This window comes from Pseudomonas sp. DW-iso17, assembly GCF_058725345.1.
In genome coordinates this window covers 186,715-200,001 of the sequence record NZ_JBZXEA010000046.1, presented here as the reverse complement: position 1 = coordinate 200,001, position 13,287 = coordinate 186,715, and the positions used below count along the sequence as shown (strand labels likewise).

Here is a 13,287-nt window from a genome sequence, read left to right as displayed (position 1 = left end):
TATTCCGTTTGCAAAGGACGTTTCACATGAAGCGCTTGTTCTGTTTGGCTGCGATTGCGGCCGCTATGTTGGGACACTCTGTTTCAGCCCAGGCCGCCGGCCTGGAGTTCGGCTTGGGGAGCACCAGCGATTCGACGCTGACCTACCGCCTGGGCCTGACCTCCGATTGGGACAAAAGCTGGATGCAGAGCAATGTCGGCCGACTGACCGGCTACTGGAGCGGCGCCTATACCTATTGGGAAGGGGACGACCGTGCAGGCGCCAGCAGCCTGTCGTTCTCGCCGGTATTTGTGTATGAGTTTGCCGGCGAGTCGGTCAAGCCCTACATCGAAGCCGGTATCGGCGTGGCGTTGTTCTCCCGCACTCGGCTGGAAGACAACAACATCGGCCAGTCCTTCCAGTTCGAAGACCGCTTGGGTTTCGGCCTGCGGTTCAACGGCGGGCATGAAGTGGGCATTCGTGCCACGCATTATTCCAATGCCGGCATCAGCAGCAATAACGATGGGGTAGAGAGCTACTCGCTGCACTACACCATGCCGCTCTAATCTCAAGAACACTTGGCCCCCCTGTGGGAGCGGGCTTGCTCGCGAAAGCGGTGTATCAGCTAGCACATACTTAGACTGACCCACCGCATTCGCGAGCAAGCCCGCTCCCACACAAGCCCGTGATCGTCACGAAGTTCGGGGTCAGCGATAGGCCGTGGTAATACCTTCGCGCTCTTCAAGGCATTCCGGCGCCCCCATCTCGAACTCCCGGCAAATCAACGGCCGAAGCTCATAGATCGTGCACATCATCGTGTCGCGGTCCAGCGCTGCGCACCAGCCGTCGTCCAGGCGCAGCATCACCTCACCTCCCCAATCGTCGGTATCGATAAAGCGTTGCGGCACGCCGGTGTCGGTGATCAGCATGACTTCCAGCTGGCAGCAACAGGCCGCGCACGTCGAGCAGGTGACGGGTTCGGTGATTTGAATGTGAGGGATGTTGGTCATAGGCGCGCAGTGTAAGGCAAGTGCGCTAGACGCGTATGAATGCTCGGACGGGCGTCAGTATTCCAGCCTCTGTGCAACCCCGTGCAACAGCGGAAAGAGCATGGCCCATAACAGCGCCAGGCCGATCAGTGTCGGGGTGGTGCCGTACGCAAAACTCACGCCTGCCAATTGGCTGCCGGCGTAATAAGACAACGGCCCGCCCACCGCGCCTAGCAGGCTGGCCAGCCACCAGGGCCGTGCGCTCCAGGCCAGGCAATGGCGCAAGGTGGTGGCCAGCAAGGCCCATAACAGTATCAGCCACAGCGGAATCAGTGGTCCCGGCGTATTGAACTCAAACACGCCGAGCCCGCGCAGTGCTGTATCGACCAGCGTTCCCAGCACCGTCACGGCCAGAATCACTTGCCCCTCTCTGGCCCAAGAACTTATCCACAGCAGGTGTGCGCCCAGCGCTGCGATACCAATCAGCAGCCAACGGCTATCGCCGCCGAGCACGCAGGCAAACCAGCCGCACTGAAACAGCACGGCATTGGCCAGGGGTTTAAGCACTGAAACGCCCGAGCAGCGGCGGATTGATGGCCGCTGGTTTGGCCAGCAGCAACTGTGCGGTGCCGATGGTGCGCTCCATGAAGCCGCCTTCGCAGTAGCACAGGTAAAACTCCCACAGGCGCAGGAAGTATTCGTCATAACCGAGTTCCGCAAGACGGCCATGGGCGCGGCGAAAGTTTTCATGCCACAGGCGCAGGGTGCGAGCGTAGTGCAGGCCGAAGTCTTCCATGTGCAGCAGGTTCATGTCGGTGTCGCGGCTGACGATCTGCAGCATGTTTTGTACACAGGGCAGCGCGCCACCAGGGAAGATGTAGCGCTGGATAAAGTCGACGCTGCGCTTGGCTTGCTCAAAGCGCTGTTCACGAATGGTGATGGCTTGCAGCAGCATCAGGCCGTCGGGCTTGAGCAACTGGGCACATTGTTTGAAATAGGTGGGCAGGAAACGATGGCCCACCGCTTCAATCATTTCGATCGACACCAGCTTGTCGTACTCACCGGTGAGGTCGCGGTAATCGCTCAGCAGTACGGTCACTTGATCTTGCAGGCCCAGCGCCTCGATACGCTGGGCGGTGTAGGCGAACTGCTCCTTGGACAAGGTCGTGGTGGTGACCCGGCAACCATAATGCTGCGCCGCATACAACGCCATGCTGCCCCAGCCGGTACCGATTTCCAGCAGATGGTCGCTGGGCTTGAGCGCCAGTTTCTGGCAAATCCGCGCCAGCTTGTTCAGCTGTGCCTGCTCCAGGGTGTCATCAGGCGTCAGGAACTGCGCCGCCGAGTACATCATGGTGGGGTCGAGAAATTCTTCGAACAGGTCGTTGCCCAGGTCGTAATGGGCGGCGATGTTTTTTTGCGAGCCTTTGCGTGTGTTGCGGTTGAGCCAGTGCAGGCCCTGAGTGAACGGCCGGGCCAGGCGTGCCAGCCCGCCTTCCATGGCGTCGAGCACCTCCAGGTTGCTGACCATCACCCGCACGACGGCGGTGAGGTCGGGGCTGGTCCAGTAACCATGGATAAACGCTTCGCCAGCGCCGATCGATCCATTGGCCGCTACCAGCCCCCATACCGCCGCGTCGAGAATCTGGATCTCGCCCAGCAGGTGCGCTTCCCGTGCGCCGAAGACTTGCCGCTCGCCATCCTCGATGATCACCAACTGGCCGTGGCGCAATTGGCTGAGCTGGCGCAACACGCCTTTGCGCAACAGCGCAGCGGTCATGCCGTTGACGTTCAGGCGGTTAGCCTTGACCGATAAGCTAGGGGATTTCATGGTGGCGATCCTTGGTATACCCGACTGCGGTGCGAGAGGCGCCATCGGCGGCCTGGTGGGAAAAAATCGGTGTGCGTTTGAGCAGCAGGCGCAAGGCTTGCCAGTAGATCGCAAGGCCGGTCTTGGCGGTCATCCAGGGGAAGCGCCACAGATAGCGATGCAGGCTGGCGCGGCTCAGTGCCTGTTTTTCCAGGCTCAAGGTGGCGTCGAAGACTTTTTGCGTGCCCTGCCAATCGGCCATATGCACGCCGAGCCTGGCTGCGGGCGGGCTGAAACTCATGCGGTATTCCAGCTCGCGAGGCAAAAACGGCGACACATGGAAGGCCTTGGCCACGGCGAAATGCTGGTGCTCATCGGCGCCCAGTGCCTGGGCAGGCAGCACGTAGTGATAGCGCTCGCGCCATGGGGTGTTGGTCACTTCACACAGGATCGCGGCCAGTCGCCCGTCAGCCTCGAAGCAGTAGAAGAAACTCACCGGGTTAAAAGCCAGGCCCCAACTGCGGGCCTGGGTCAGCAGGCAGATAGCGCCCTGGGGCGTATGCCCCAGGGCCTTGCCGACTTCGTCGCGCACAGCATCGCTCAAGCTCATGCCGTGGCGCGTGAATTCACGCAGGTAATCCTGCTGGCGGAAACCGAAAGGCACCAGGCGACTCGTGCCAGCCAGCGGCGAGAGCCCCAGTACTTCGTCCTCTTCGCTGAGGTCCAGGTACAGCAGGCCGATGCGGTAGCGAAAGGCGTGGGCCTTGGGCGTAAACCGCCGATGGGCGATCCAGCCGCTGTACAGGGCGCTGTTCACAGGGTTTCCCCAAACGCCTGGGCCACGCGCAGAGCGCTGACCACGCCGTCTTCGTGAAAGCCGTTGGCCCAGTAGGCCCCGCAGTAGAAGGTATTGCGCACGCCGTTCAATTCTTCCCAGCGTGCCTGTGCGGCGACTGCGGCCAGGCTGTATTGCGGATGGGCGTAGGTGTAGCGCGCCAGGATCTTCAGCGGGTTGATCATCGGCGTCTGGTTGAGGCTGACGCAAAAGGTAGTGGCGCTGTCGATGCCTTGCAGGATGTTCATGTCATAGGTGACGGCGGCCTGTTGTTGCACGTTGCCCGTCAGCCGATAGTTCCAGCTGGCCCAGGCCAGTTTGCGGTCGGGCAGCAGGCGTGTGTCGGTGTGCAGCACCACGTCGTTGTCGGCGTAGGGCAGGGCACCGAGGATCTGCTGTTCGGCCTGGCTGGGGTCATCGAGCAAGGCCAGGGCCTGATCGCTGTGGCAGGCGAACACCACGCGGTCGAAGGTTTCGCTGCCGGCCGGGCTGTGGATAACCACACCCTCGTCGCTGCGTTGCACCTTATGCACAGGGCAGTTGAGCCGTATCTGTTCGCGAAAGCTGCGGGTCAGCGGCTCGATATAACAGCTGGAGCCGCCTTCGATCACGCACCATTGCGGGCGGTTGCTCACCGAAAGCAAGCCGTGATTCTTGAAGAAGCGCACAAAAAACTGCAGCGGAAACTTGAGCATATCGGCCAGGGACATCGACCAGATGGCCGCGCCCATCGGCACGATGTAATGCCGGATAAACCTGGGGCCATAGCCGCCAGCGGTGAGGTAATCGCCCAGGGTCATGTCGGCGCTGATGCGCTGCTCTTGCAAGTCCAGGGGCGCCTGGCGATTGAAGCGCAGGATATCGCGCAACATGCCCCAGAACCCCGGCGACAGGATGTTGCGGCGCTGGGCAAACAGGCTGTTGAGGTTGTTGCCGTTGTACTCAAAGCCAGTGCTTTGGTCACACACCGAAAAGCTCATCTCGGTGGGTTTGAACCTGACCCCGATCTGCTCCAGCAGACGGATGAAGTTGGGGTAGGTCCAGTCGTTGAACACAATGAAGCCCGTGTCCACCGCATAGCTTTTGCCGTCGACCGTCACCTTGGCCGTGTGGGTATGCCCGCCAATGCAGTCACTGGCCTCGAACAGCGTAATGTCGTGGCGACGGCTGAGCAGGTAGGCGCTGGTCAGCCCGGCGATGCCGCTGCCGATAATGGCGATCTTCACAGGTCGTCCTTCTTCGGTGGCGGGCTGCGCAGCATGCGTTTGCCGATGATCAGTTGCGCGCGGTTGGGCAGCTTCGACAGCGGCCACAAGGTGGCAATGAACAGGGCCGGAAAGGCGATTTCCAGCGGGCGTTTTTCCAGCTTGGCGAAGATGTGTTTCGCGGCTTTGTCGGCCGGCCAGCTCAGGGGCATCGGGAAATCATTGCGCTCGGTCAGCGGCGTGTCGACGAAGCCTGGGCTGATCACCGTGACATCGATGTTTTCTGGCGACAGGCCGATACGCAGGGATTCGAACAAGTAACGCAGGCCGGCCTTGGACGCGCCGTAGGCTTCGGCGCGAGGCATGGGCAGGTAGGTCACGGCACTGGCCACGCCCACCAGATGCGGGGTACGCCCGGCGCGCAACAGCGGCAGCGCGGCCTCGATGCAATAACTGCTCGCCAGCAGGTTGGTACGCACCACGTGCTCGATGATCGAGGCGTCAAATTGCCGGGCGTCGACGTATTCACAAGTGCCGGCGTTGAGGATCACCGTGTCCAGCGAACCCCAGACCTCGCTGATACGCTCACCGATCTCGCGCACGGTCTGGCTGTTGGTCAGGTCGCCGGCCACCACCAGCACCTGGCCTGGATATCGAACGGCGAGGGCATCCAGCGGGCCTTGGGTGCGGGAACTCAGGGCCACTTGGGCGCCGCTCTCGAGCAACTCCACGGCCAGCGCCGCACCGATACCACTGCTGGCGCCGGTCAGCCAATAACGACGGGGCGGTGTAAGGCTCATCCCATTCTCCTTTTCAGCCAACGAATAACGCGACCCAGTAGGGGGACATGTTCATAGAGCAGGGCGCCGGCATCGAAGTAGTCGCGATGGCGGTAAACCTTGTCGTGCCACATCAAATGGGAACAGCCTGGCACCTCGATCACCTGGCCGCCGGCCAGGCGTGGGTGACGAAAACGCATAGTCCAGCGCAGGTAGCCCTCGCCTTCGGCCACGGTATCGAAGCCGTGGAAGTCAAAGTTCAGCTCGCTGACGTTGCTGTACAAGTCGGCAAAGTAACGCTGCAACGCTGGCAGGCCCTGAACTTCATGCAGGGGGTCGGCGAAGGCGACGTCCTCGCTGTACAGGCGGCCGAGCAGGTGCAGGTTGTGCTTGTCCAGCGTGGCGAAGGTGGGGGCGAACTGGCGCAGGAAGTCACTCATGTTCGGCCATCTCCTGACGCGAAGGCAGCCGGCGAAATGCGGCCAAGGCACGCTCGCGAGACTGTTTCAAATCGACGATGGCACGCGGATAATCCGCCACGCCGAACAGGCCGCCAGCCGCTTCGGGGTTGTGCACTTGTTTTTTATTCAGCGCGGCCAGTTCCGGGAGCCAGCGTTTGATGAACACGCCGTCGCCGTCGAATTTTTCCGATTGGCTCAGCGGGCTGAATATCCGGAAATACGGCGCCGAGTCGGTGCCGGTGGACGAACTCCACTGCCAGCCGCCGTTGTTGGCCGCCAGATCACCGTCGATCAGGTGGCGCATGAAGAAGCGCTCGCCTTCGCGCCAGTCGATCAGCAGGTTTTTGGTCAGGAACATCGCCACCACCATGCGCAGGCGATTGTGCATCCAGCCGGTTTCCAGCAATTGGCGCATGGCCGCGTCGATGATCGGCAAGCCGGTGCGCGCCTGTTGCCAGGCGGCCAGGTCTTCGGGCGCCTTGCGCCAGGCCAGCGCTTCGGTTTCCGGGCGAAACGCGCGGTGGCGGGAAACCCGTGGGTAGCCGACCAGGATGTGCTTGTAGAACTCGCGCCACAGCAGCTCGTTGATCCAGGTGATGGCGCCGATGTCGCCGCTTTCGAACTCGCCCTGGTTGGTTTGCAGCGCGGCGTGCAAGCACTGGCGCGGCGAAACCACTCCGGCGGCCAGGTAGGCAGAAAGCTGACTGGTGCCGGGCTTGGCCGGGAAGTCGCGTTCGTCCTTGTAATAGCTGATCTGCTGATCAGCGAAGGCATCGAGGCGACGGCGCGCTTCGTCTTCGCCAGCGGGCCAGAGGGCACGCAAGGTTTCGCTGGGTGTCTGGAACCCTTCGACTGCCGTCGGCACAGGGTCGCTTTTCACGCCAGGCTCGGCCTGGGCCTTTGGCGTCGGCACCACGCGGGGCAGGGCGCTGTGCAGGCGGCTGTAGCAGACCTTGCGGAACTGGCTGAACACCTGGAAGTAGGTGCCGGTCTTGGTCAGCACACTACCCGGCTGGAAAAACAGTTGGTCCAGGTAGCTGTGGAAGGTCACGCCGTCAGCTTCCAGGGCCTGGGCCACGGCGCGGTCGCGGCGGCTCTCGTGAACGCCATATTCCTCGTTGACGTGTACCGACTCCACCGACAGCTCGCGGCACAGTTGGCTCAGTACCGTCGGCGCCTGGTCCCAGGTCGCGGCGTGGCGGATTAACAGGGGGATGTTGAGGTTGTCCAGTGCCTGGCTCAGGTGCTGCAAGTTGCGCAGCCAGAAATCGACTTTGCACGGCGCGTCATCATGCGCCTGCCATTGCTCGGGTGTGATCAGGTAAACAGCCGCGACGGGGCCGCGCTGGCTCGCGGCCGCCAGGGCAGTGTTGTCGTGCAGGCGCAAGTCGGTGCGCAACCAGATCAGATGCATTCAGACAATTCCACGCTGGATCAATAATTGATGGGCCGACAACAGGTCCTCGGCCACGGACAACTCAGGGATGTCCTGGGTTAATACGCCCAACTCGGCGTGGTGGATGCACACCGTTGGTCCGGCAATCACGGTTGGGCAACGGATGCCGCCCAGCAGTTTGCTGAGGGCCGGCACCTGCAACGCCTTGCTCGAATACAGCAGCACCGCACGCGGTTGCAGGTGTTCCACCGCCAGGGCGAGTTCGCCCATCGGCAGCGGCCAATCGAACACTTCCACCGGGCAATCGGCACTGCTGGCCAGCCAGGCGCTGAGCCACAGGTGGGGTTCCAGGGGCAGGTCGGAATGATTGACCAGCAACAGCGGCGCGCCGTGGAGTTGACGATTGTTGTGATAGATCCGTGCGCCAAACTTGCTGCGCAGCCAGGACAGGAAGAACACCCGCTCCATCTGCGCGCCGAACTGGCCCTGCCAGCGTTGTTCCAGCTCGTTGAGCAGCGGCAGCATCAGTTGCTCGCACAAGGTGCGTGGTGGGTACAGCGCCATGGCCTGGTTGAAGGCGTCATCGACCCGGCGCTCGGCCAGTTCACTGATGGCACTCACCAAATGCTGGCGCAGGCTCTGCCACTCGTTTTCCATCGGCTCCGGGCTACCTTGGGCGGAGTCGATCAGCCCTTTGACCTGGCTGACCGGCACGCCGCGATTGAGCCAGGTGAGGATGGCCTGGATGCGTTGTACGTGTTCGGCGCTGAACAACCGATGCCCTTTGGGCGTGCGCTGGGGCACGATGAGGCCGTAGCGGCGCTCCCACGCGCGCAGCGTCACCGCATTCACGCCGGTCTGGCGCGCCACCTCGCGGATCGGCAGCCAGCCGTTTTCCAGGGCCAGGGCGATGTCTTCGCCGGGTTCGTCGAGCAGGGCAGGTTTCATGGGTTAGATCGCATTACGCAGGCTGAGGTTTTCCGGGTGCGGTTGCAGGTAGGCCTGCTGCGCGATGTAGCGGTCCGGATGTTGGCGAAAGTGGTGCTTGAGCAGGGTCAGCGGCACCACCAGTGGCACGATGCCGTGGCGGTATTGGCCGATGACGGTTTGCATTTCCTGTTTGTCATCGGCGCTGATGGCCTGCTTGAGGTAGCCACTGATGTGTTGCAGCACATTGGTATGGGTACCGCGAGTCGCGCATTTTTTCAGGCCCGCCATCAGTTCGCTGAAATAGCCGTCGGCCAAAGCTTGCAGGTCAATGCCCTTGCCCATGCTGCCGAGCAAGTGGCCCAGGCTTTTGTAATGCGCCGGGCTGTGGGCCATCAGCAGGTACTTGTAGCGCGAGTGAAACGTCAGCAAGCGGTGACGGGTAAGGCCGTCGGCCAACAGTTGCTGCCAACTGGCGTACACGAATACGCGGGTGAGGAAGTTTTCTCGAAGCACCGGGTCGTTCAGGCGACCGTCCTCTTCCACCGGCAGGTTGGGGTGGCGGGCACAAAACGCCTGGGCGTAAATACCGCGCCCGCCACCGTCGACGGGCGTGCCGTTGTCGCGGTACACCTTGACCCGCTCCAGCCCACAAGACGGTGACTTTTGCATGAAAATGTAGCCGCACAGGTCGGTATGTTCCCGGGCCATTTGCTGGCCGTAATCGTCCAGTGGCTGAGTGACATTGAGCGCAGGGTTTACGCTGCCCACAGCCTGCGGTTGGTTGGGATCGCCGACCAGGCGGATCGCTTGCCGAGGAATGCCCAGGCCGATGGCAACTTCAGGGCACAACGGGACAAAATCGAAGTAGTCACTCAGGGTCTGGCTGCATAGCAGGGACTGTTTATGACCGCCATTGAAGCGCACGTTCTCACCCAGAAGGCAGGCGCTGATGGCGATCTTCGGTTTCACATGGCTGGACATAAGCAAACCTCTGCAAGAATCCTGTACAAGCTAAAAATCTTGTACAACTAAATCTCATCATAGGCTCGATGTTGTACAAGTCAAATAATTTGTACAGGTTTGTGCCGCCGCTTTATTTCCAGCCGATTTTCCAGTCTTCAGCGTTTTTCAGGGTCTGCCAGGGCAGGCGTTCGGCGCGCCGAGTCAGGATGGCCTGCAGTTCGATGTCCAGCACCGTGCCCTCGTCGTCACGGAACAACTCGGTGACCAGGAAGTGTTTTTCCTTGTGGCGAGGATGAGCTGCCGTCCATTTTGACAGCAGCAGTTTGGCGGGGTTGATGCGGTTCATTGCAGGTGCTCGATCAAGCGTCGCGCCGCTTCCTGGCCACTCAACCAGGCACCTTCCACCCGACCGGACAGGCACCAGTCGCCGCAAACGAACAAGCCCAGGTCGGCGTCGGCCAGCACACCGAACTCATGGCTGCTGGAGGGGCGTGCGTAGAGCCAGCGATGCGCCAGGCTGAACGACGGCGCGGGCATGGCGCTGTGCAGCAATTCGGCAAAGGCGCCGTGCAGGTGTTCGATCACCGCTTCCTTGGGCAGGTCTAGGTGGGCCTTGCTCCAGGCGCTGGTGGCGTGCAGCACCCAGGTGTCGAGGGTGGTGTCGCGCCCAGGCTTGCTGCGGTTGCGCGCCAGCCAGTCGAGGGGGCTGTCTTGCACGAAGCAGCCCTCCATCGGCGTATCCAGGGGCTTGTCGAACGCCAGGGCGATGGCCCAGGTCGGGTCCATTTTCACCCCGGCGGCGGCGCTCGCCAGCTTGGGCGCGGCGGCCAGCAGGGCGGTGGCTTGGGGCGCCGGCGTGGCAATGATCACGTGACTGAAAGGGCCGTGATTGCCGCCGTCCGCGTCGAGCAGGTTCCAGTGCTGCGTGCCCTGGAAGACTTCGGTGATGCGGCAACCGAACTCCACCGGCAAGTCGTCGAGCAGGGCGCGGGTGATGGCGCTCATGCGCGGTGTGCCCACCCAGCGGATCTGCTCATCGGGGGAGGGCGTCAATTGCCCGGACTTGAAGTTATACAGCTGGGGCTTCCACTGCTCGGCCCAGCCGTTGCTTTGCCAGCGCTGCACTTCGTTGACGAAGCGCCGGTCGCGGGCGGTGAAATATTGCGCGCCCATGTCCAGCGCGCCGGCGTCGCTGCGCTTACTGGACATGCGGCCACCGCTGCCGCGGCTTTTATCGAAGAGTTGTACTGCGTGCCCGGCGTCTTGTAACGCTCGGGCGGCGGAGAGACCGGCGATGCCGGTACCAATGATCGCGATGGGAACAGTCATGGGAGGCCTCGTTTTACCGTTGGGTACAGACTACGCCGACACCAATAGCTGTACAATATTGTTTTTTGGTATAAGTTTTGGCGTGCCTGATTGTGTGGCGTGACCTATGGTTAAGCTAAGGCTTGAACCCCCGTCACGCTCAATTATCAAATTGATCCCTGCTTATAAAATAGACCAGTGAGCGGCGGCGAACGTTACATGAGGAGAGTCCCATGCATATTTTGCTGACCGGCGGTACCGGCTTGATCGGTCGCCAACTCTGCAAGCACTGGCTCGCGCAAGGCCATCGCCTGACGGTGTGGAGCCGGCAACCGGAAACGGTCGCCCAGGTGTGTGGTGCGCAGGTGCTCGGGGTGGCTCGTCTACAAGAGGTGATTGGCGCGGTGGACGCGGTGGTCAACCTGGCAGGCGCGCCTATCGCCGACCGGCCTTGGACCCACAAGCGCAAGGCATTGCTGTGGAACAGTCGCATTCACCTCACCGAAACCTTGCTGGCCTGGATGGAAAGCCTGGAGCAAAAACCGGCGGTGCTGATCTCCGGTTCTGCGGTGGGTTGGTACGGCGACGGCGGCGAGCGCGAACTGACCGAAGCCAGCGGCCCGGTGCTGGATGACTTCCCCAGCCAGTTGTGTATCGCCTGGGAGGAAACCGCCCAGCGTGCCGAAGCCTTGGGCATTCGCGTGGTGCTGGTGCGTACGGGGTTGGTGCTGTCTGCCGAGGGCGGCTTTTTGTCGCGCCTGCTGCTGCCGTTCAAACTGGCGCTGGGCGGGCCGATTGGCAGTGGACGGCAGTGGATGCCCTGGGTGCATATCAAGGATCAAATCGCCCTGATTGATTTTCTTCTGCACAAGCAAGACGCCAACGGTCCTTATAATGCCTGCGCGCCACACCCGGTGCGCAACCGCGAATTTGCCAAGACCTTGGGCCAGGTGCTGCACCGCCCGGCGTTCATGCCGATGCCGGCATTTGCGTTGAAGGTTGGCCTGGGTGAGTTGTCCGGCTTGTTGCTGGGCGGGCAAAAGGCTTTGCCTGAACGGCTGCAGGCCGCAGGTTTCACTTTCCAGTTCACTGAGTTGCGTGCGGCTCTGGACGACTTGTCCAGCCGCCTCTAAAGATAGGATGTTGCATGACCGATCACGCGTTGTTACTGGTCAACCTGGGTTCGCCAAAGTCCACTTCAGTGGCCGATGTGCGCAGCTACCTCAATCAGTTCCTGATGGACCCTTATGTGATCGACTTGCCGTGGCCGGTGCGGCGCTTGCTGGTGTCGCTGATCCTGATCAAGCGCCCCGAGCAATCGGCCCATGCCTATGCGTCGATCTGGTGGGACGAAGGTTCGCCGCTGGTGGTGCTGAGCCGCCGCCTGCAACAGCAGATGACCGCGCAGTGGACCCAAGGCCCGGTGGAACTGGCGATGCGTTACGGCGAACCGTCCCTGGAAACGGTCCTGACGCGCCTGGCCGCCCAGGGTATTCAAAAAATCACACTGGCGCCGTTGTACCCTCAATTTGCCGACAGCACCGTCACAACGGTGATAGAGGAAGCCAAGCGAGTGGTGCGCGACAAGCAACTGAATGTGCAGTTTTCGATCCTGCAACCGTTCTACGATCAGCCTGAGTACCTCGATGCGCTGGCGGCGAGTGTGCGCGCTTATGTGGAGCAGGATTACGATCACTTGCTGCTCAGTTTCCATGGTTTGCCTGAGCGTCACCTGACCAAGCTCGACCCTACCGGCCAGCACTGCTTCAAGGACGCCGACTGCTGCAAGAACGCATCCCCTGAAGTGCTTGCCACCTGTTACCGCGCGCAGTGCTTCAGCGTGGCGCGGGATGTGGCCGAGCGGCTGGGTTTGCCGGAGGGTAAATGGTCGGTGGCGTTCCAGTCCCGCCTGGGCCGGGCCAAGTGGATCGAACCCTACACCGAGGCGCGCCTTGAGGCATTGGCCCAGCAAGGGGTGAAGAAGCTGCTGGTGATGTGCCCGGCGTTCGTCGCCGACTGTATTGAGACGTTGGAGGAAATTGGCGATCGCGGTCGCGAGCAATTTCGTGAAGCGGGGGGCGAGGAGTTGGTGTTGGTGCCTTGCCTGAATGACGAGCCGCAGTGGGCGGCGGCGCTTAATACCCTGTGCGAACGGGCGCCGGTTGCCTTGTAATCGAGCCCTGCGGTGATCCAATTGTGGGAGCTGGCTTGCCTGCGATGGCGGCCTAACCGCGACGCTTCCCTACTTGACCCCCCGCGGACCAACTGTGGGAGCGGGCTTGCTCGCGAAGGCGGCATGGCAGTCAACACAGTTGGATTGTGTACATATCCATTGCTGCGGTAACGGCCACCTAGGGTTCCGCTCTGACAGCGGGTCACTTTTGGAAGGACCCAAAAGTAACCAAAAGGTCCTCGCCCCACCACTCGGCACCTCGCCTAGGCTCGGTGTGCCCGAACGCAGGCTTGAATCCGTGGGCCGCCGCCACGCGCCATCCATGGCGCGGGGCGGCTAACCCGGCGTCCTGCCGGGTTACCCACGAATTCAAGCCTGCGTTCGGCCAGCGTGGTTTGACGGGGCGCCTGAGATCAAAAGCAGATCAAGATCAAGAGCGGCTCGCTTCGCATCGTGGTT

The 13,287-nt window shown here is 61.8% G+C and carries 15 protein-coding genes; 3 read left to right on the top strand and 12 right to left on the bottom strand.

Translation table 11 applies throughout. The annotated features are described in order from the left end of the window. Positions 1–26: 26 nt before the first annotated feature. Positions 27–545, top strand: a complete 519-nt coding sequence (locus AC4PS6_RS25995; RefSeq protein ID WP_014716838.1) for an acyloxyacyl hydrolase — start codon at positions 27–29, stop codon at positions 543–545. 141 nt (positions 546–686) lie between these two features. Here AC4PS6_RS25995 and AC4PS6_RS25990 read toward each other — a convergent pair whose 3' ends face one another. From AC4PS6_RS25990 to AC4PS6_RS25935, 12 genes are all read right to left on the bottom strand, one after another. Next, positions 687–989 carry a YkgJ family cysteine cluster protein gene (locus AC4PS6_RS25990; RefSeq protein WP_003188364.1) on the bottom strand — a complete coding sequence of 101 codons (303 nt, stop codon included), beginning with the start codon at positions 987–989 and terminating at the stop codon, positions 687–689. A 54-nt stretch (positions 990–1,043) separates the two neighbouring features. Further along, the gene (locus tag AC4PS6_RS25985; RefSeq protein WP_032903978.1) at positions 1,044–1,535 is read right to left on the bottom strand and encodes a DUF2878 domain-containing protein; all 492 of its coding nucleotides are present in this window, start codon (positions 1,533–1,535) and stop codon (positions 1,044–1,046) included. After that, entirely contained in the window at positions 1,528–2,799 is a 1,272-nt protein-coding gene (locus AC4PS6_RS25980) for an SAM-dependent methyltransferase (RefSeq protein ID WP_020302482.1), read from the bottom strand. Before AC4PS6_RS25980 ends, AC4PS6_RS25985 begins: the two co-directional genes overlap by 8 nt. Further along, positions 2,786–3,595: a DUF1365 domain-containing protein gene (locus tag AC4PS6_RS25975; RefSeq protein WP_038448810.1), complete on the bottom strand. Its 810-nt coding sequence runs from the start codon at positions 3,593–3,595 to the stop codon at positions 2,786–2,788. Before AC4PS6_RS25975 ends, AC4PS6_RS25980 begins: the two co-directional genes overlap by 14 nt. Continuing rightward, positions 3,592–4,839 (bottom strand): NAD(P)/FAD-dependent oxidoreductase, encoded by a 1,248-nt coding sequence (locus tag AC4PS6_RS25970; RefSeq protein WP_020302483.1) that lies wholly within the window; start codon positions 4,837–4,839, stop codon positions 3,592–3,594. Before AC4PS6_RS25970 ends, AC4PS6_RS25975 begins: the two co-directional genes overlap by 4 nt. Then, positions 4,836–5,618 (bottom strand): SDR family NAD(P)-dependent oxidoreductase, encoded by a 783-nt coding sequence (locus AC4PS6_RS25965; RefSeq protein ID WP_014716843.1) that lies wholly within the window; start codon positions 5,616–5,618, stop codon positions 4,836–4,838. Before AC4PS6_RS25965 ends, AC4PS6_RS25970 begins: the two co-directional genes overlap by 4 nt. Continuing rightward, the gene (locus AC4PS6_RS25960; protein WP_014716844.1) at positions 5,615–6,037 is read right to left on the bottom strand and encodes a nuclear transport factor 2 family protein; all 423 of its coding nucleotides are present in this window, start codon (positions 6,035–6,037) and stop codon (positions 5,615–5,617) included. Before AC4PS6_RS25960 ends, AC4PS6_RS25965 begins: the two co-directional genes overlap by 4 nt. After that, positions 6,030–7,472, bottom strand: coding sequence for a deoxyribodipyrimidine photo-lyase (gene phrB, locus AC4PS6_RS25955; RefSeq protein WP_336827362.1), 1,443 nt, complete (start codon positions 7,470–7,472; stop codon positions 6,030–6,032). The genes AC4PS6_RS25960 and phrB overlap by 8 nt, the downstream gene beginning before the upstream one ends. Further along, entirely contained in the window at positions 7,473–8,402 is a 930-nt protein-coding gene (locus tag AC4PS6_RS25950) for a MerR family transcriptional regulator (protein WP_014716846.1), read from the bottom strand. Positions 8,403–8,405: 3 nt separating this feature from the next. Further along, the gene (locus AC4PS6_RS25945; RefSeq protein ID WP_014716847.1) at positions 8,406–9,365 is read right to left on the bottom strand and encodes a YbgA family protein; all 960 of its coding nucleotides are present in this window, start codon (positions 9,363–9,365) and stop codon (positions 8,406–8,408) included. A gap of 112 nt (positions 9,366–9,477) precedes the next feature. After that, positions 9,478–9,693: a TIGR02450 family Trp-rich protein gene (locus AC4PS6_RS25940; RefSeq protein WP_014716848.1), complete on the bottom strand. Its 216-nt coding sequence runs from the start codon at positions 9,691–9,693 to the stop codon at positions 9,478–9,480. Then, positions 9,690–10,676 carry an NAD(P)/FAD-dependent oxidoreductase gene (locus AC4PS6_RS25935; protein WP_014716849.1) on the bottom strand — a complete coding sequence of 329 codons (987 nt, stop codon included), beginning with the start codon at positions 10,674–10,676 and terminating at the stop codon, positions 9,690–9,692. Before AC4PS6_RS25935 ends, AC4PS6_RS25940 begins: the two co-directional genes overlap by 4 nt. Positions 10,677–10,888: 212 nt before the next feature. Between AC4PS6_RS25935 and AC4PS6_RS25930 the strand changes: the two genes are divergently transcribed. Both AC4PS6_RS25930 and hemH read left to right on the top strand, forming a co-directional pair. Further along, positions 10,889–11,788: a TIGR01777 family oxidoreductase gene (locus tag AC4PS6_RS25930; RefSeq protein ID WP_038448815.1), complete on the top strand. Its 900-nt coding sequence runs from the start codon at positions 10,889–10,891 to the stop codon at positions 11,786–11,788. Positions 11,789–11,802: 14 nt separating this feature from the next. Beyond that, positions 11,803–12,828 carry a ferrochelatase gene (gene hemH, locus AC4PS6_RS25925; RefSeq protein ID WP_014716851.1) on the top strand — a complete coding sequence of 342 codons (1,026 nt, stop codon included), beginning with the start codon at positions 11,803–11,805 and terminating at the stop codon, positions 12,826–12,828. Positions 12,829–13,287: the final 459 nt, after the last annotated feature.